The following is a 20,381-nucleotide window of genomic DNA, read 5'->3' as shown; positions in this document are numbered from 1 at the left end:
CCAATAAAAAATGCAATCGCTGGCCAAATTCATCTATTTTAAACTCTTGGGGTGGAAACTCACAGGTAGCTTCCCCAATTTGGATAAATGTGTGGTCATCGTGGTTCCACACACCCATTGGCTGGATTTCTTTTTGGGATTATTGATTCGGAAGGTCATCAACAAGGAAATCAACTACATTGGCAAAAAGAGCCTCTTCAAACCACCTTTTGGTTGGTTTTTCAGGTGGACGGGAGGTGCGCCCGTAGATCGATTCAAAAACTCCAATACGGTGGACAACATTGTCCAAATCTTCAATTCCCGAAACATATTCCGACTTGCCTTGGCTCCCGAGGGAACACGAAAAAAGGTGGAACAACTCCGAACGGGATTTTATCACATTGCCAAAAAGGCCCATGTACCCATTTTGATGGTCGCTTTTGATTTTGGAAAAAAGGAAATCAAAATTGGAGAACCTTTTTATTCATCCAGTGATATGGAAAAAGATATGGCCTTTATCCATGAGTTTTATAAAGGGGTAAAAGGAAAGGTGCCGGAATATAGTTTTTAAGAATTATTTCTTGGTATAGTATTGCTTATGAATCTGTTTGTGAATGGAGTTAAATTTTAATTATTGCCATTTCTATTTAAGGCAAGTTTTTTCTCAAGGCCATGATGAGACTTCTAACTATATTTGAGAAACCAAAACTAATCAGATTATGATGCTTGAAAACTCAAAAAAAAATCGCTTGAGATTATTTGCTTTAGCAGGGTTGATATCCACCTCCTTTGTATCCGCTCAGGACTGGAATGGATATACTGCCTCTTCCAAATCAGAACAAGAAACTTTGGAATCCACTTTTATAAGTACCGTGGATTTTCCAAAATTTAAGGAACACCTCCAAAAGCTAACCGAAAAACCACACGTCGCGGGTACCCCTGCCAATGAAAAGGTGGCGGATTACATTTTTCAGGTCATGGATAATGCGGGACTGGATGTTGAGCGTTATCCCTATGATATTTATATGTCTACCGATGGAGGGACCTCTGTGGTTGAATTGGTCACTCCAATTCGATTGCCACTAAACCAACAAGAATATATTTTGGACGAAGATAAATATTCCTCCGATCCCACTTTGGGCAAGGGTTGGAATGCCTATTCCGGAAGTGGTGATGTGACCGCCGAAATTGTCTATGCCAATTATGGGACCAAAGAGGATTTCGAAAAGTTGGAGGAAATGGGAATCGATGTCAAGGGAAAAATCGTGATTGCCCGTTATGGAAGAAACTTTAGGGGCTACAAGGCCAAGTTCGCCGAGCAGTACGGTGCAGCCGGTTTGATTATTTTTACGGACCCAGCGAATAGCGGTTACACTAAAGGATTAGTATATCCAGATGGGGTATACTACAATGAGAGTGCCATTCAAAGGGGCTCTGTTTTGACCGTTGATTACACAGGTGACCCGCTTACACCTTTCGAGCCTGCATTGCCATTGGATGGCAAGAAGAAGATTAAAAGATTGGATCCATCCGAAACGGACCTACATACCATTCCTGTATTGCCTTTGCCATATGGATCGGTAAAAGAGATCATTGGTCGAATGAAAGGACAGGTAGTGCCTTCAGGATGGCAAGGTGGACTTCCCTACACTTATCGATTGACTGGTGGAAGTGAACTTAAGGTACGCGTTAAGGTGGACCAAAAAAGGGATTTTGTTAGGGTAAGCAATGTCGTTGGAACAATGAAAGGAACAACGTATCCTGACGAGTGGATTATTATCGGATGCCATTTCGATGCCTGGGCATTTGGAGCAACCGACCCCAACAGTGGTACTGCCATGCTTATTTCTTTAAGCGAAACTCTTGGAGAAATGGCAAAAAAGGGAATGGCTCCAAAGAGGTCGATAATGATTGCCCACTGGGATGCTGAAGAGCACGGTGTACTTGGTTCTTCAGAATGGGTTGAGCAAATGAAAGAAGAATTGGGGGTCAATGCTGTGGCCTATATGAATTTTGATGCAGGAGTTTCTGGAAAGAACATCGGTGGGTCATCATCTCCAACTTTGAAGAACATAATGACCGAAATGGCCAAGCAAGTGGATTACCCCTATTCGGATAAAACCTTGTACGATCATTGGAGAGGTGAAAAGGAAGAGCCTTCCATTGGAAATTTGGGAGGTGGTTCCGATCACATCGGGTTTTATATGCACGTAGGAGTGCCCTCCATGAGCGGAGGTGCAGGTGGTCCAACCTTGTACCATACCAATTATGACAGCTTTAGCTATTACGAAAAGTATGCGGATCCAGAGTTTCAAATGGGAGGAACCATTCAACAATGGGTAGGCCTAATGGCACTAAGGATGGCCAATGCGGAAATAATTCCCTACGATGTGGAACGTTACGCTGTGGACCTTAAAGGTCATTTTGAGAATGCCGTTGAAAAAATCAAAAAGTATGATGAAGATTTTGCTGGATTCGACAAGGTGGAGCAGTCCATTTTAACCTTGGAAGAAAATGGAAAAGGGTTGAGCGCTGCAATTAAAGGTGCCTTGGCCAGTGGTTCATTGTCCAAAAAGGAAATAAAGGAAATCAACAAACAATTGTTGGCCTTGGAAAAGAGTTTTATTGATGAAAAAGGAATGTACTTTGGGTCTTGGTATAAATCCTTGTATGCATCAACCGATCCATTTAGCGGTTATGCCTCTTGGATTCTCCCTGGGCTTGAATATGAAATATCCCTTGGTTCTGCAGATCGTCTGGAAGAATGGGATGAAAGATATTCTGCTGCCATTGCAGATTTGGCCGATAAAATGTTGAAATTGACACAAAGCATTTAGTAGGTAAAACACATTTAAAATAGAAAGGGGCATGATTATACGAAGCATGCCCCTTTTTTATTCCTTCATAATTAGGATTAATTATACCCTTTCCAATATTATGGCATAACCCATTCCCACACCAACGCACATGGTGGCCAATGCAAACCTTTTCTGTTGTTTTTGTAATTCCAATGCAGCAGAATAGGTAATTCGGGTTCCAGACATTCCCAGTGGATGGCCCAAGGCAATGGCTCCACCATTGATGTTTATCCTAGGGTCATTGTCTTCCAATCCCCATTCCCTGATACATGCCAAACTTTGGGCGGAAAATGCTTCGTTGAGTTCAATGACTTCCATTTGGTCCAAGGTGAGCCCTGCTTTGTCCAAGGCCTTATTGGTGGCATATACAGGTCCAATACCCATTACTCGAGGTTCTACTCCCACAACGGCTGAACTTACGATTCGTGCCATAGGCTTTAATCCATACTCGTTTATAGCATTGTCCGATGCCACAAAAACAGCTCCAGAACCATCATTAAGCCCAGAAGCATTACCTGCGGTCACGGTCCCATCTTTTTTAAAGGCCGGTCGTAATTTGCTCAGTATCTCCACTGTAGTTGATGGCCTTACAAATTCGTCCTTTTCAAATATGACGGGGTCTTTCTTACGTTGAGGTATTTCAACGGGCATAATCTCTTCTTGTAGCCTTCCGTTGTTTTGGGCTACGGTAGCCTTCATTTGGGATTCATAGGCAAATTTATCTTGGTCTTCCCTTGATATACCATATTTCTCGGCCAGATTCTCTGCTGTGATTCCCATGGGGTCTGTACCGTACATTTCATTCAATTTTGGATTGACAAAGCGCCATCCAAAACTGGAATCGTACATCTTGGAATCATTTCCAAATGGTTTTGAAGCTTTGGAAACCACCAACGGACCACGGGTCATATGTTCCACGCCACCTGAAATGAAAATATCACCATCACCAGCCTTAATGGCTCTTACCGCATGTACGATACTGGACATTCCGGATGAACATAAACGGTTGATGGTCTCTCCGGGCACGGAATAGGGCAATCCTGCCAACAAGAGCGCCATTCGGGCAACGTTTCTATTGTCTTCCCCTGCTTGATTGTGACAACCTAGGATGACATCATCTATTTTGTCCGTTGGGATTGATGGATTTCGCTCTACCAGTTTTTTTATGACCATGGCCGCCAAATCATCTGTTCGAATTGGGGACAAGGAACCCCTGAAACTTCCTATTGGGGTTCTGATACCGTCTATTATATATGCTTCTTTCATTGTAATTGTTTTGTCAAATTTTTGCTTTTCGGATAACGAACGAGGTAATCAATGTTACGGATAGGCCAATAAAGCAACCTATCAAAACAGTGGCGAATCGTTCGAATGGGGATATGAGGCTCCCCGGGTGCTCTATCAGAATTATAAGGAGAGCCACTATTGCTGGTCGTACAACCTGCATTAAGTTGAACAGTTTACAAATTATTGTGGTGACCACGATTCCCAATACAACCTTTGCCACATATTCAATACTTATAAAAAATACGGTCAAACCAGAGAAGGAACCAATAAAATTGGAAATTACCCTTTCCCTTGTCAACTTTGGAGCCAATTTTCTTCCCTCGGGTGGTATTACCAAGATTATGGAAAGCAATGCCCAAAAGAAATCTTCAGAGGAAAAGGTAATCATCAAATAATAGCCTATCAAAAAACCTATGGTACATCGTATAAGGTAAATAAAGAACGATCTGTCAAATTTTTTTGATAAGATATCAAATGAGCTCATCATTTTAGTTTTTCCACAAAATTAGCTGATGTTAGGGTACGCACCTCTTCGAAAGTGGCCCCTGGCATCAATTCAGTTAGACAAAGCTTTCCATTGATAAATTCGAAGACAGCCTTGTCGGTGATGATTATGTCAACCGACCCTTTAGAGGTCAATGGGAGTGAACATTTGGAAACGACCTTTGGAGAACCATCCCTGTTGCAATGGGTCATTGTTATAATCAGTTTCTTTGCTCCTGAAGCTAAATCCATTGCACCGCCCACCCCCAACAGTGGTTTTCCTGGAACGGCCCAGTTGGCAAGATCTCCATGTTCGTCCACCTGGAGCCCCCCCATTACGGCAACATCGATGTGTTTGCCTCTTATCATTCCGAAGGATTCTGCACTGTCGAAATAACTAGATCCCGGCAAGGCGGTAACCGGAATTTTTCCTGCATTTACGGGATAGTCAAGTGCCCCTCCATCTTTAGGGGCCGGCCCGACTCCCAACATTCCATTTTCAGTATGTAGGTTGATGTCATCCTCGGGGTGGATCAAGTCGGCCACCAATGTGGGAATGCCGATTCCCAAGTTCACCACATCTCCTTTTCTTAATTCCTTTAAAGCCCTTTGGGCCATGTTCATTCGGCTTTCACTTACTTTTCGACCGGAAGAGACTGAAGCGGAACTCCCAAGATCTTCCAAGGTTAATTTGGCCTCTACCAAATAATCAACAAAACAACCGGGAGTATGGATTTGATTGGGGTCCAATTCGCCCAACTCTACGATCTCTTCCACTTCGGCGATTACCAGGTCGGCCGCTGTGGCCATCGCCCTGTTGAAATTTTGTTCCGTCATGCGGTATTGGAGGTTTCCAGCAGTGTCTGCTTTCCAAGCACGAACAAACGCAACATTTCCCCGAATACCAGGGATAAAAACCTGTTCCTCTCCGTTCAACAATTTGGTCTCCTTGCCTTCAGCCAATACAGTGCCTGCAGAAGTGGGAGTGAAAAAACCTCCGATACCGGCACCGCCGGCCCGAATGGCCTCGGCCAAGGTTCCCTGTGGCAAAAGTTCGTATTCCACTTGTCCGGATTGTGCGGCTTTTACCGCTTCGGGATTACTGGTAAAATAGGAACCTATCATTTTTTTTATCTGTCCGTTGCGCAATAAAAGTCCGCCGCCAATACCTGGTTCACCCACATTGTTTCCAATAAATGTAAGATCCTTGGTGCCTGTTTTGGCCAGTGCGTGCATTAAATGCACTGGATTTCCTGTCATTCCAAACCCACCTTGTAATAGAATATCGCCATCTTTTACCAAAGCGGTGGCTTCATCCAAACTAATTTGTGGTGTATGTTTCATAGATTTATTCTTTTATAAAATTGAGGATATATTCCGAAAACCCTTCTGCTTGTTCAACATTGGATAGATGTGCTGCGTTAAGGGAAACATGTTCGGAATCCTTTATTTGTTCGTTGAGAAATTTACCGTGCTCCACGGTGGTAACTTCATCTTTAGTACCGCTTATGATCAAGGTGGGTGTCTTTATTTTATGTAGCTGTTCCCTAAAATCAGCATCACGGACAACTGCACAATTGGCCACGTAGCCATCTGGGGAGGTATTTGCAATTTGGTCCGTCAGTTTTGAAACCTCTTGCGGAAATTCAATACAGTATTCCGGAGTGAACCAACGAACTTTACTTCCATCCACCAAATCGGCCATTTTATTGTGATTTACAAATTGGATACGATCGTTCCAACCTGTCTCCGTGCCAATTTTGGCAGCAGTATTCGCAATGATCAAATGATTGAGCCGGTTGCCCGCATGAATTCCTAACCATTGACCAATAAGTCCCCCCATGGATAATCCACAGAAATTAAATTTTTCAATGTTTAGATGATCTGCCAATGCCAAAACATCATTTCCCAATAGTTCTACAGTGTATTTACCCAAGGTGATTTCCGAATCTCCATGTCCTCGAGTATCGTAGGTTAGGATATTGAAATGTTCTTTTAGCATTTCCTGATATGACCACATGCTGAGATTACAGCCCAATGAATTGGAAAAGATGAGCACTTCTTCGTGACCATGATCTTTGTATTGGTAATGAATTTTAACGTTGTTGACTTTTGCTACCGCCATAGTTTATTATTATGGTTGACTTTGCGACGTTTTGTTTTTAATAAGTACTACCGGGAATAGTTGCCCATTCCCGGTAGTTTTATATGCACTTTAAAGTGCTTTGAACGATTAATTTTAAGCAGTAATCGAAGCTCTGGTTCTGTTATTTTCTCCAGGGGCAATTGCTTCGTTTTCCTTTACCATGTGAAAATTGAAATCGATGGAAGCGAATGCTTCATCTTTGCCCAAAGCTTTAGCTTCTTCCAACGAAAGATGTTTTACTGGTGGCACCAAGTCTTTTTTGGTGGCAAAGGCAAAGTCATCATAGGTCAATGGATCGCCTTCAATGTTGATTTGCGTGGTCAATTTTCTGTATCCGGGTGCGGTTATGAAGAAGTGGATGTGAGCCGGTCTTGATCCATGTCGGCCTAGCGCTTTCATCAATCTATCGGTAGGACCTTCTGGAGGACAGGAATATCCGACAGGTAAAAATGATTTGAACTGATATTTTCCATCTGCTGCGGTTCGAATGGCACGACGTAGGTTGTAATCGGACTGGCTACTATCAAAGTAAGAATACAAGCCAAGTTTATTGCAATGCCATACTTCTACCAAGGCACCTTCAATTGGGTTGCCTTCCTCATCCAATACTTCGCCTTGCATATAAAGTGATTCGTCTCCTTGATTGGGTTCGTTTTCCAGTTCTGCGTAGCTCAATGACTCAGGGGAACCCGCTACGTACAATGGACCTTCAATGGTTCTTGGTGTTTTTAACTCAATTCCGGCTTGGGCATCTTCCCAATCCATTTTTTCGTCCAAGAAATGTTCTAAACCTGTTCCGGCTGCAACCAATCCAATTTCATTTTTCTTGCCTACTTCGGTAATCCAATCACAAGCTTTCCATACTTCTTCTGCAGTTATGTCCAGTTCGGCGATGGCATGAAATAGATCTTTTAATAATCGGTTGGAGATTTCTTTGATCCTTTCGTTCCCTTCTCCTGGTTTTTCTTTGGAAAGAATTTCTTCCAGAACGGCATCTATTGCTTCTTTGTTCATTTTAGTTAAATTTTAATGTTAATATGCATTTGTTCAGATTTCTCTTATGATTAAATCATGGATTCCCGTATGGCATTTGGATGCTTGCAAAGGCTTTTTACCGTGATGTCCATATAAGGGAATAGAGGTAGTTCGGTAAGTATTTTGTGAAGTTCATCAGGGCTTTCAACATTAAGAATGCTAATATTTGAATATTGTCCGGCCACCCTCCATAGGTATACCCATTCACCTGATTTTTGATATTTCTGTGATGTTGCCTGTTCGCGGGTGATATAGTCCTTTATTTTTTCTTCGTCCCAAGTTTCTGGGATGTTCACTTCCATTTCAACACAGTAAAGCATAGTCTTAATGTTATTTTCGTTTATAATGATTTAGTTTGTCCTCATCTAGTTCAAGACCGAGACCGGGTCCGGTTGGTATGGTCAATGTACAATTGGAATAGTCCAATTTTGTTTTGATGATATCGTCTGTGAGCAATAGTGGGCCAAATAATTCGGTTCCCCAATTCAATTTTTTGATTGTGCTGAAGGCATGGGCAGAAGCTACCGTGCCAATGGAGCCTTCCAGCAATGTTCCTCCATACAAGCCAATGTCCGCAGCTTCGGCAATGGCAGCTACCTTCAATACATTATAGAGACCACCGGATTTTCCTATTTTAAGGGCAAAAACACTGCCTCCCCTTATTTTTGCCAAATTATGGGCGTCGGTTAGAGTGCGTTGGGCTTCATCTGCCATAATGGGAACTTCAAAGGTTTGTGCAAGTCTTGCCAGACCTTCAAAATTTTCTTTATTGATAGGCTGTTCTATAAGATCTATATTGTTTTCTTGTAATCTTTTAATGTAAGTTTTAGCAGTACCCTCATCCCATGCCTGATTAATGTCCACTGTTACCTTTGCTCGTGAACCCAAGGCTTTTTTTATGGCAATTACATGGGTTACAGCACTGCTGTCGGATTGCCAACCGGTTTTTATTTTAAAAGTATTGTGCCTGTTTTCTGCAAGTAGTTTTTCCGCTTCCGCAATATCCTTTTCGGTATCGCCGCTCGCTAATGTCCAAAGTACATCCAGTTCGCTGTGTTGGGCACCTCCCAGTAATGTTGAAATCGGAACTCCCAATCGTTTTCCTTGTGCATCCAACAAAGCCGTTTCAATACCAGATTTGCAGATGGGGTTTCCCTTTATGTTTTTTTCCAATTTGTCCATGATCGAATGGATATTGGTGGCATCCATTCCAAGCAAGAGCGGAGCAAAATAAGTATTGATGTTGAGCTGCATGGCTTCAGGAGATTCCTCCCCGTAACTTAACCCTCCAATGGTGGTGGACTCCCCAATTCCTTCAATTCCATCACTACAAAACAGTCGTATGATTACAAAACTGTTTTTTTTCATCACTGTCATGGATAAATGATGGGGTCTTATCGTTGGGAGATCCACTATACAGGTCTCGATTCTCTCAATTTTAGGGTATGCCATTTTTTTAGTATAACGTCAAATACGCATGTGAATAATTGCGTAATTGTTAAATGTGGAGTGTATTATTTGCTAATACCAAACAAAATTGACGAAAATGGGACAAGGGAAATTATCTTTTCAAAACATTAATAGCATTAATCATGCATTTTGTGTAAAATATATCATAAAATGTTTTAAAAGTGACTTGTTTGAATTTGGAAATGTCTATTTCTGAAGGTACTATGCCCCAATCTTTTTTCGGTAATCACGTGGGGTCAATCCTAATTTGTTTTTAAAAAGACGCGTGAAATAATTGGGTGATTCGAATCCCAATTCGAAGGATATCTCGGCTATCGAAGTTTCAAAAATGGAGAGTCTGACCTTGGCTTCATCAAGAAAATGTTCAATGACGATATCTTTTGGGGATTTGCCAGAAACTTCCCTACAGATTCTGTTCAAGTGACCTGCAGAGATGGACAATTGTTCGGCATACCCTGCAATGGGGTATTTAAAATCGTTCATTTCACTGATAAGTTGCAAAAACCTCCTGTAGTAAATGTTATAAGCGTTATCAGAAGAAATAATGGACAGCTTACGCTTTTTGGGAATACGATAGAGCCGTATCAATAACATGCCCACAAGATATTCAAGGGCAAAGTCCTTTCCAGGAAGATTGCTGTTGAACTCATTAATGCATTTGTGCATCGTGGTATATAGATGCTCAAATAGTGGGTCGTCAAAATCGAATTTGGCTATGGTAATGGTCTCAATGTCAAAGATGATATCGGTATCCAAGGCCAGCATTCGTTCTATGGCCATATCGGAGAGCGTAATTACCCAGCCTGTAATGTTTTCCTTTGTCTGTATGCCGTGCAATACGTTTCTTGGAATCGCAAAAAAACTGGTGCCCTCGATGTCAATGGTATCATCATTCACATTGAGCTGGAGTTTTCCTTCCTCGAGAAGAAAAATCTGAAATAGGTTACCGTGAACATGGTTTTTTATGACCCCATGATGGCGTACCAGAACCTCCTCTAACGATGAGATATATATTGTTTCCCGGATAAATTCAATGGAATCTTCCCCATAAATACCATCATAAAAGAGCTTTTTTTTCATAGTGAACCATTACAAAGTTGACTAGGTGAAAATGCATTGGGCTTATTTGTGAATGGGGAGTTACTAAGAATATTTAGCCTTAACCTATTCTTTCATACTGTGGAACACGTTCTGTACATCATTATATTTTATATAAACCATTGAATTGCAATTAATTATTCTAAAGTAAAATAGTATTTGTTCGATATTTGTTCGGAATTAAGATGGTATTACATCCAAAAAATGGAATTCATTCACAAGAAAATCAAAAGCGTAAAAGAACTTTTGGGCTATAAAGGTTAAAAATTACTACAAGTAATTCGACTATTACTGCTAGATAAATTTACTATAAAATATAGTACTTCTGGAATTGATGTATATTTTTTTTGAATTTCAAAAAGAATATTATTAGCCTACATCGTAGTTCTTTTGAGTCAAATTAATCTATTTTTAAGTTTAATGATATTTTAAAATATTTCAATTTGTGCATAACCAATGCATACATTGAAATTATTTTTAGGCGATAATTTAAACCGCAGAAATGAGCTTTTTTAAAAAACTACTTCTATCAAATCAATTAGTTAAACATGATGGCAGACCGCTTTGGAAATATTTTTTAACCGATGAAGAAGTTGATGAATTGATAAAAGTTTTACAATACTCAAAACCATTAACGATAGACGCTAAAGATGCAGCTCTATATTACGCACAATGGTGGAAAAAAAAATATCACGGGGGTAAACCGAGTAAAAAAGAAATTTTTGATTCCATTGGCGGAAACATTAGATTTATTTTTGATGCTAACGAGTTTTATAAAATTGCGGTTAAAGGTGCTAAAGCACTTCGTTTTCGATGGATTACAAAACAAAACACGCTTTACTTTAGGACCCTTCTCCTTCAAGGCGGACTTCCCTTAGCTCATATAGCCGAGAATCAGGGTTATTACCAAGATTTTCTAATGGCTGTCTTAGAAGAACAGCCAGAGTCTATAGAGGATTTTATGTTTAAACCACACATCATAGACCTCCTCCCGAAATCCAGTCAAAATGATGTTATCTATGAAAGCTGCTTTGAAATAGTAAGATCAATTCTAAATAAAGAAAATGAATTTGATGATCTCTTAGCTTCTGACGAGGTATTGACTACTATTACCAATCAATTAAAAAATCGTGAACGAACGCTGGTTAGAAAACAGCGCATTTCAAAACCAAAAAATTATTGGCTTTTGAAATTTAATGAAGATAAAAAAGCTATTAGTTTGAGACTAGGACTCGCTGATAAGTATACGCCTGAATCTTTGGCTAATATTTTAGGATTTGAACCTAATGATAATGAATATCAATTCTATTTAAATGATTCTCTAATCTGTATTTTTAGAAAAGTAGGTAGTGGTCGTTATTTTAAGACCGACCGTTTTCAATATCAAAATCAGGAGTGGGATGTTGAAAGTAATTTTCCTGTAGCTTATGTACTTCGCGAAGGAGAAAAGATTGAAGTTGCCGATTTTATTCAAACCATGCCGAATTTAAATGAACCAAGTCTATGGGCAAAATATTCGGATACCGAATGGCGTCTTATCAAGGGAAATGGAACTACCAATAAAGAAGCAGCCTTACTATTTCCAAAAGAATGGAAAAGTGAATTACCAACGTTAGAAATTTCAATTTATGAAGAAGTTATGTCGTGGTTTCCCTTTGAAGGACAAGCTACAATAAGCAAGGGCTATGAATCTCGAAAATACCTAAGTGCGGTAAATTCTTTCGATTGGACCATTGTAAGTCAAAAACCTGCTTGGATACTTAACGCCATTATGGCCGTGGTCCAAAAAAAACCTATGGTTTATGTATATGATGAAAATGACAATAGACTTTCGATTGATCGCTTTAAGGTTTGGGTTAAAAAACACAACTCAAATAATTCATGGCAAGAACTAACCCAACTGGTCTATATGCCATCTGGTTGCTTAGATCTTAAAATTGAAAAAGATGGTTTAATTGCTTACGATACATTCTACAATATTGGTAATCTACAGGTTAATTATAGCAATAAAGCTATCGATAAGGCTACTTTACAACTAAGGAATAGGGGTTCATTTGAATTTAAATTAGACGCTTCTCAAATTTTAGACATTGAAAATCATGCGGATAGTTATTCGTTAAAGGTAAAAACTGAATTTTCTAAAATTCCTAATAAGATAAAGGGTTTTTTAGGTGAAAGAGGACAGAAAAAACTCTATTTTGATTTGTCATCCCCTTTTGTTGGTATGGCTATAACGGATAAGGATGGAAAAATCATTTCAGAACATAAACCAATTTGTATTACAGATCTTTATGGTCTTAGAATTTTAAGTACACCAAACAAGGATACTATTCTCAGTATTAAAAATAGATTGAAACCAGGGGTAAAGATCACTAAAGAAATAAAAGAAACCGCACAGCCCCTAATTTCATTTAAAGAAGATATCACTAGACTATATTATTTGGCAGATGCCATGGAATATAGAAATAAAGTTTGTTTGGAGTTGATAGAAGGGTCTCGATCTAAATCCTATGAAATTTCAAATTTCAATAATTTTCTAAATATTGACGGACAATTGGAAAGTAAAGTGCACTTAGAAAATTTTGACGAAGACTTGGAATTATTCGCGATTCCGTTAAATGTATCATCAGAGAATATACAGCCATTACCCTTATTAAAAGAAGGTATGTATTTTAAAATACCAGAAACTGAATTAACGAAACAATTTATTATTATTTCAAGTTCAGAAAATGAAGGAGTACAGCTTATGCCTCGTTTCGTAAATACGGATATAGACTTTGAAGGAAGTGATAAAAATATCCGCATAGATCACTACCATGCGCAGCTTTCTCAGTCAAAATTCACAGATGAAATTTGGCTACAACTACTTTCCTATTTTGATATTTGCTTGGAGTACGACTTACCGTTTTCCACCTTCGACCAGTTAAGGGCTATCTCAATAAGTTCTTTGGTGGCAGCAAGAGCTTTTTTCTTTTTAGGGGTTAACCAATATGACCCGGATACCCATATTCAAAAAGTGATTCCTGAGATGGAAATGGATTTAGGTTTCTGTTTTCATTGGGTTAAAAAGAAGGACTGGGAATACGCCTTGAATGAAATAGTTGAACTAACAAATATTCAGAATTTCCCTAACATTTTGAAACTGCTTACTTCTTATTTAGCAGAACTTGGTTTAGATGAACTATTACAATATTTGAATGGGTCTCAGATAGAAAATCAAAATATTTTATACGGAGATGTTAGGGATTTAAGAGCAAGGCTTGGTGAACGAGTTTTGAGAGAGCTTCCTCATAATAGTCCTAATATCACAAATGAATATGGTATTTCAATTAAAGATCACCTTCCGGTAAAACTTTTGTTAAAAGCCCCAATAGCCGTAGCTGAGTCTATAAAAGATATTCAGAAAGAATATCCTATTTGGGCTGGGGATGAATATAGGGATTCTATTCGAAGAAACATCCAATACAGCCAATACCTAAATCCGGACTTTTATAATCGAGTTATTTTACAAGTCTTAAAAAACAAATAGAACCAATGAATTTTCAAGAATTTTATAAAAAAACAGAAAATAGGTTAACAGATGCAATCTTATCGCTTTGGGCAACTGGTGACAAAGAAATGCAAGACTACTTTAAATTTATGTTGTCTCAAGAGCCTATAATGGCTGATGCAGTTTTTCAGTCAACATTTCCTTGGGAGCCTTGTCAATTAAATTTTGGCGAGACCTCAAATATTTTTAGTAAGGAATTCATTGATGCCTTGGATAAAATAAAGAATAAAAACTATCAATTTCCGAAAGAACGAAAGCCTTACAAACATCAATTGGAAAGTTGGGAAATGTTGGTTAACACAAATAAATCAATTGCAGTTACTACCGGTACTGGTTCTGGTAAAACAGAATGTTTTATGCTGCCCGTTATTCATGACATTCATAAAAATTGTAATAACCAACAAGGTGTTAATGCCATTTTTCTATATCCTTTAAATGCATTGATTGCCAGTCAAAAAAAGCGAATGCACGCATGGTGTTCGGCTCTAGATGGGGTGCAGTACGCATTATTAACAGGGGACACTCCCAATAGAGAAAGTAAAAAGGATAAAAAGAAAAAAGCCTTACCTGAATTAATATCCAGAGATCAGATTAGGGAAACACCTCCTCAGGTTTTGTTCACAAACCCAACGATGCTTGAATACATGCTAGTTAGAAATGCAGACGTGCCGATTCTAGAGAAATCACAAGGATCTCTACGATGGATACTTCTCGATGAAGCGCACACCCTAACGGGTTCAAAAGCTGCTGAAATGGCACTGTTGATTCGGCGGGTAGTTGCAGCGTTTGGTGTTGACGTAAATGATGTTCGATTTGCTATAACTTCCGCTACTGTAGGTACCGGTAGTACCGAGAACCTTCGAAATTTTATGGCGAAGCTATGTGGTATTTCCAAAGAGAGCATTATAGTAATTCAAGGGAAAAGAGTCAATAATCAAATATCAGACAATGACATACCTGATTTGCCAGCTCCATTGACCAAAAACAATATTAAAGTACTTCGAAATCAATTACTTAATACCACTGGTCTTACCCAGGAAGAAATTGGAGAAAAGTTGGGTATTTCAAATAAATATGAACAGCTTAAAGCGATTGACCTATTGGCAGATCAAAAAATAGGTGGTCATAACGTATTACCGGTTAGAGGACATTTTTTTACAAGGGGTATTGGTGGGGTTTATGTGTGTACGAATATAAAATGTGACAAACACATAACCAACAAACCTACTAAGGCCATAGGTACCATGTATACTATTGCTGGAAAAAAATGTGGTTGTGGCCATCCTTTATTAGAATTGGTAGCCTGCAGAAGTTGTGGAAATATGATGTTGGAGGGCGAACTTAATAAGGGTAATGGACCAAATGCAAAAATTATTCAAAAATCTAGCGTGGGGTATGAAGCTTTTCATTTAGAAAATGATGAGAGTGAAGAAAGGGATGAAAATGCACCGGATAAGGGTAGTACTAATTTAATTCGATTGATAAAAAACGATCATTCTGGAACTAGGGATTTGATGTCTTGCTCCATTTCCACAGATAATGAAATTATATCGGGGGATGATTTTTTATGGACAGATGATTCTAATTGCCCACATTGTAATAATAAAAATGAGTATCCGATACATTTCAGAATTTCATCGGCATTTACAAACAGGATTTTGTCAGACATTATTTTGGATCAAACCCCAAAAGGAGAACATATAACCTCTAAGACACTTTATCAAGGAAGAAAATATATATCCTTTACCGATAGCCGACAAGGTACTGCAAGAATTTCTGCCTTGATCAATATTGATAGTGAAAGCGATTGGATCCGTTATCAGACCTATCATTACCTTCTTAAAAAACTGAACGAGAACACGATAGAAGCAAGTATAGATGAGCTCATAGAAGCGAGAGCGCAATACGTGATTCAATTAGAGCACGCCCTCCCTTTTATGAAAAAGGGGATTGAAGAAAATATCAGGAAAATTGATGAAGAACTAGAGGGAGGAGATAACCAGTCCTACATGAAAAGTAGATCTTCATGGAAAGAGATTATTGATACGATTATAGAGAAGGAGGAATTCAAGACCTTATTTAAAAAAGGGGCACGGGGTAACGATTTAGCCTTAGAAAACGAGGCCTATGCAAAGTCATTGCTATATGATCAATTTGCACGACGAATACCTAGAGAAAGATCGTTAGAAAATCTAGGTTTGGTGAATATTGTATACCCTACCTTAGATGATGTAATACCACCGGAAATAGCTGTAAAGTTAGGTATTGATAAGGATGAGTGGCAATCACTAATAAAAATTGCGGCGGACTATGTAATTAGGAATAGTTTCAATTTTTTCTTTGAAGACTCTATGCGATTATTTACCTCAAAATTTTATCGCTCGCAATTGATCTATCCCGCTAACTCAGAGGTTGAAGATGCTAAGAAATGGGGGCTTTATAATTCGAATTCCATTGTTCAGGCGCGATTAGTACTGCTTATTTGCGCAGGTTTGGGTTGGCATGACATAGAAGCTATAAACGAGGAAAGAGAAGATGAATTAAATCAATTATTGGAAAAAATTTGGCGCATGCTGCAACATAAAATTCTTACTCCTGATGCTGACGGCTATAAATTAGATTTTCTTAAAAGTACACAGTTTGAAATTGCAGGTAAAGAATATTTATGTCCCGTAACCAATCGTTTGGTAGATAAAGTTTTTAGAGGGTATTCCCCGCTTATCAAGGGGCGTCTAGAATCCAATAATATTGAGAATTATAAAATAGATACCTCAAAGAGTCATAATTTTCCTTCGTATCCCTATGCTTACCATCGTGATGAAGATAACGAACCCATCTTAATTGAAAAAGTAGATGCCTGGCTAGAAGAAAACAGTTTAGAGGCTAGAAATAAAGGGTTATGGAATGACCTTCACGAACGTATTTTTGATTTTGATAAATTGTATTTGGCTGGTGAGCACTCAGCGCAGCAAGATAAAAAGAGGCTTAACGAGTTAGAAGAACAATTTGAGTATGGAGAAATAAATATTTTAAGCTGTTCCACCACCATGGAGATGGGAGTGGATATTGGGGGCATATCCGCTGTCGTAATGAGTAATGTTCCTCCGATGCCGGCTAATTATTTACAACGAACAGGACGCGCTGGGCGAAGGGCTGAGAATAAATCATTAGCGCTAACTTTTTGCGCACCAAATCCCATAGGGTTACGAACGATGAATAATCCTAAATGGGCCTTAGAGCACACCATAGCTCCTCCCATACTCGCCTTTGATAGTAGAACCATTGTTGAACGGCATGTGAATTCGCTATTGTTTGGTATGTATATTAGGGGGCAGGTGAATGAAAACAAAGGACTTAACATTAAAGAAAATATTGAGAAATTTTTCTTTGATGGTAACATTACCATAGCCCTAAGCTTTTTAAGCTGGTTAGATCAAATTGAAATAGTCGATTTAGAAGGCCCTTTAAATCATTTGAAAAAGGAAACTCCGCTTAGAAATAGCAGCACTGAAGAATTGATTTTTATAGTCTCCAAGAACTTTAAACAAGTAATGGGTAATATTAAAAATCAAAAGATAGACTTTGAAAAAGAATTGGATACAATCGCAAAGGAATTTGGTGATAATAGTCCTGCTTATAAAGCAGTGAACTATAGAAAGGGACAATTTTTACAAAAATTTGTTTTAGGTTATTTGGCAGAGGATGGCTTTTTACCGAATGCCGGCTTACCTACCGGTATTGTTGAATTTGATAAAATCACACTCTCAGATTTAAGAAAACAAAGTTCAGGTAATTTTAAATCAAATCCAAGTTATAGTATTTCAAGGGCTTTGACAGAGTTTGCTCCTGGCAACTATATTTTAATCGATGGTTTAAATTACAAATCATCGGGTATCATTATGAAAAATAATTGGGGGCAGTCTTCACAACGCACCTCCGTTCAAGCTTGTAAAAATTGTGGATATCAACGTACTGTAGATTTTGGGAAGATTAATGAAGATTGTCCTAAATGTAATAACAGCCACTCTTTTATTGGAATAGAATTGGGAGAGCATCAAGGTCCTCATACTGAGTTGGTAGAACCTACGGGTTTTGCGATAGATTTATTTAGCACACCCAATAGGGTAGTTTCAGAAAGAAGTAAACCCCAATACCTTGAACCTTTACTGGTGAATATTGAACCTTGGGAATCTGAGCAAGCACATTTTATTGATTATCGATCAAGATCTAAGCAAGAAGACACCCAAATCCTGTTTTATAACACTGGTGGAGGTGAAGGGTATAGTCTCTGCCTAGATTGCGGTAAGGTGGAAATCACCACTGAAAGATTGGAAGGTCATACCCGTTTAAGAGGTGGTAAGAACGCAAATAATGAAAGTATTTGTACGGCACATAACATTCGTGAGCATATTATTTTAGGAAGTAAGTTTAAAACTGATTTTATAGAAATCCGACTAAAAAACAGTGATAATTCTTTTGTTAACAATAAAAAATTAGCGTATTCCCTTGCAGTAATATTTACCAAATCATTAGCAGAATATCTTGCGATCGAAGAATCTGAACTTGGTTTTGGAATCAAAAAATACAAAGGCTATCAAACCATTTTTATTTATGACACGGCAAAAGGAGGCGCTGGTTATGCGAGCCAATTTAGAATGTTCAGTGAAAAAATTCTTAAACAGGCCCTAGAGGTTTTGGATAACTGTACCTGCCAAAATGCATGTACCAAATGTTTAATCGATAGAACCACGCAGTGGCAGATTGAGCAGTTAGATAGGCATATGGCTATAGACTGGTTGCAGGTAGCAGTTGAGAATCAATTACCTAAAGATTTAATGGCTGAAAAATCTCGTGTAAGTGCTGTTTTCGGTTCTTTGGAAGATGAAATTAACCGCCTTAATTACCATTACGGAATAAAGGAAATAAACGTTCATATTAATGCTGATATTTCTGTTTGGGAAATTGAGAACATTGAATGGCTTGAAAACCTTAAAAGAGAGCGTGTAAGGGTAAATCTTGTGGTTGAAGGCGCATTAGATTTCGCCAACAATCAAGATAAGTTATCGGCCCACTTTTTATCATATAGTTTTAACTTACTTCAAGGAGTTGGAGATAGAATTCATCATTATCCATTACATCTTTCAATAACGCTAGAAAATAATAAAACCCTTGGTTATATATCACATTCAAATTATGCTGACTTTGATGCAGAATGGCCAAAAAACACCTTAGTGAAATACTTTAAAGCGGAAGATATCGATGTCCATGATTATGGTCATTTACAGTTGCCTAGTTTTGCTTTGGGTCATTTATATGAAGCTAAAATCAAAACATTGCCAAAATGTTCCCAAAGTAATGATTTAGCGAAGCTAATGGTAGAAAATTTTGGCAACCTTGAAGAACTAAGTTCAAAAATCAAGAATAAGCGTTTTGAGGTTTCTTACTTCGATAAATTTAACCAATCTGAATTTTCAATGCGTTTATTGCTACAATTCATTAATCAACTTAAAGACTTATGGGATATTTCCATAACCGTACTTGCTGTTCATTTGTCTAAATACGATTTTAAAGCTAGTTATTATCCTCAGTTCATAATTAACAACTACAAAGAACTTGATGACTATACCTATGACTTGAAGGCAATGGAGTCTTCTTTTGATTTTAAAGTCAAGGTGATAGAGGAAGCTCGGTTGCCTCATTACAGATTTTTTCAATTTAAGTCTAGTGACATTTCTTTTAGTATTCGTATTGATGGTGGTATTGCACATGGTATCAAACCAGTTCGGCGATTAACTTCGGAAGATATGAAACTTGAAAACGAAGTATTTGATATTCGTAAAGACGTCAACCATGATATTATTTACAATATAAGTATTGATCAATAGCTTTAAAATTTATACTTGTTAGGGATTATGAACAAGGTTTAAAAGAATGTGTGCAATTATACCGCACACATTCTTTATCTTTATACCATGCCTATTAACAAGAACGCTCTTATAAGATATCAAACGCTTGATAAATGTTTTTCCAATCCCGGTCGACGTTATGATATCACTTCCTTATTAGAAGCTTGTAATAAGTCCCTTTTTGAATTTAACCCAGATTCCGAGGGAATTAAAAAGCGTCAGTTGTATGAAGATATTCGATTCATGGAGTCCAGTCAGGGGTACGGGGTGGATCTCAAGAAAACCAAGCAAGGGAGAAGAACATTTTATAGATATACTGATTCAGATTATTCTATCAATAACCAGCCAATTAACGAATTGGAAGCTGAGCAGTTAAAATCGGCTATGATGGTACTTTCACGATTTAAGGGATTACCACAATTTGAATGGATCAATGAACTACTGGAAACGCCGGACATAGTATACCACCCTCGCCGGGTTAAAGTGACCATAGCTGGCCGGACGAAAGTGACCCACCCCCGCCGGGCCAAAGTGACCCACCTTTAGATTAGATCTATCTGTAAAAAGTC

At 38.4% G+C, this 20,381-nt stretch carries 13 protein-coding genes; 5 read left to right on the top strand and 8 right to left on the bottom strand.

From position 1 onward, the window contains the following. Nucleotides 1–10: 10 nt before the first annotated feature. Both PY092_RS15150 and PY092_RS15145 read left to right on the top strand, forming a co-directional pair. The gene (locus PY092_RS15150) at nucleotides 11–550 is read left to right on the top strand and encodes a 1-acyl-sn-glycerol-3-phosphate acyltransferase (protein WP_275616653.1); all 540 of its coding nucleotides are present in this window, start codon (nucleotides 11–13) and stop codon (nucleotides 548–550) included. Nucleotides 551–728: 178 nt separating this feature from the next. Further along, nucleotides 729–2,816, top strand: a complete 2,088-nt coding sequence (locus tag PY092_RS15145; RefSeq protein WP_275616652.1) for a M28 family peptidase — start codon at nucleotides 729–731, stop codon at nucleotides 2,814–2,816. Between the two features lie 81 nt (nucleotides 2,817–2,897). On the opposite strand, the gene pcaF is transcribed toward PY092_RS15145, so the two are convergent. From pcaF to PY092_RS15105, 8 genes are all read right to left on the bottom strand, one after another. Further along, the gene (gene pcaF / locus PY092_RS15140; RefSeq protein ID WP_275616651.1) at nucleotides 2,898–4,103 is read right to left on the bottom strand and encodes a 3-oxoadipyl-CoA thiolase; all 1,206 of its coding nucleotides are present in this window, start codon (nucleotides 4,101–4,103) and stop codon (nucleotides 2,898–2,900) included. Between the two features lie 13 nt (nucleotides 4,104–4,116). After that, on the bottom strand, nucleotides 4,117–4,512 hold the full coding sequence (locus PY092_RS19720) for an FUSC family protein (RefSeq protein WP_417958237.1): 396 nt from the start codon (nucleotides 4,510–4,512) through the stop codon (nucleotides 4,117–4,119). A gap of 95 nt (nucleotides 4,513–4,607) precedes the next feature. Further along, nucleotides 4,608–5,951 (bottom strand): 3-oxoacid CoA-transferase, encoded by a 1,344-nt coding sequence (locus PY092_RS15130; RefSeq protein WP_275616649.1) that lies wholly within the window; start codon nucleotides 5,949–5,951, stop codon nucleotides 4,608–4,610. A gap of 4 nt (nucleotides 5,952–5,955) precedes the next feature. Further along, on the bottom strand, nucleotides 5,956–6,732 hold the full coding sequence (pcaD, locus tag PY092_RS15125; protein WP_275616648.1) for a 3-oxoadipate enol-lactonase: 777 nt from the start codon (nucleotides 6,730–6,732) through the stop codon (nucleotides 5,956–5,958). 114 nt (nucleotides 6,733–6,846) lie between these two features. Continuing rightward, nucleotides 6,847–7,767: a catechol 1,2-dioxygenase gene (gene catA, locus PY092_RS15120; RefSeq protein WP_275616647.1), complete on the bottom strand. Its 921-nt coding sequence runs from the start codon at nucleotides 7,765–7,767 to the stop codon at nucleotides 6,847–6,849. Between the two features lie 50 nt (nucleotides 7,768–7,817). After that, entirely contained in the window at nucleotides 7,818–8,108 is a 291-nt protein-coding gene (locus tag PY092_RS15115) for a muconolactone Delta-isomerase family protein (protein ID WP_275616646.1), read from the bottom strand. A gap of 10 nt (nucleotides 8,109–8,118) precedes the next feature. Then, nucleotides 8,119–9,240: a muconate/chloromuconate family cycloisomerase gene (locus PY092_RS15110; protein ID WP_275616645.1), complete on the bottom strand. Its 1,122-nt coding sequence runs from the start codon at nucleotides 9,238–9,240 to the stop codon at nucleotides 8,119–8,121. A gap of 219 nt (nucleotides 9,241–9,459) precedes the next feature. Next, nucleotides 9,460–10,338, bottom strand: a complete 879-nt coding sequence (locus PY092_RS15105; RefSeq protein WP_275616644.1) for an AraC family transcriptional regulator — start codon at nucleotides 10,336–10,338, stop codon at nucleotides 9,460–9,462. A gap of 520 nt (nucleotides 10,339–10,858) precedes the next feature. Here PY092_RS15105 and PY092_RS15100 point away from each other — a divergent pair. The 3 genes from PY092_RS15100 (at nucleotide 10,859) to PY092_RS15090 (ending at nucleotide 20,358) form a co-directional block, all read left to right on the top strand. Beyond that, on the top strand, nucleotides 10,859–13,885 hold the full coding sequence (locus tag PY092_RS15100; RefSeq protein ID WP_275616643.1) for a hypothetical protein: 3,027 nt from the start codon (nucleotides 10,859–10,861) through the stop codon (nucleotides 13,883–13,885). A 5-nt stretch (nucleotides 13,886–13,890) separates the two neighbouring features. Next, on the top strand, nucleotides 13,891–19,791 hold the full coding sequence (locus PY092_RS15095) for a DEAD/DEAH box helicase (protein WP_275616642.1): 5,901 nt from the start codon (nucleotides 13,891–13,893) through the stop codon (nucleotides 19,789–19,791). 264 nt (nucleotides 19,792–20,055) lie between these two features. After that, nucleotides 20,056–20,358 (top strand): hypothetical protein, encoded by a 303-nt coding sequence (locus PY092_RS15090; RefSeq protein ID WP_275616641.1) that lies wholly within the window; start codon nucleotides 20,056–20,058, stop codon nucleotides 20,356–20,358. The last annotated feature ends 23 nt before the right edge of the window (nucleotides 20,359–20,381 follow it).

The sequence above is a fragment of the Flagellimonas yonaguniensis genome (assembly GCF_029193885.1).
GTDB lineage: Bacteria > Bacteroidota > Bacteroidia > Flavobacteriales > Flavobacteriaceae > Flagellimonas > Flagellimonas yonaguniensis.
This window is presented reverse-complemented; position numbering and strand designations above follow the sequence as displayed.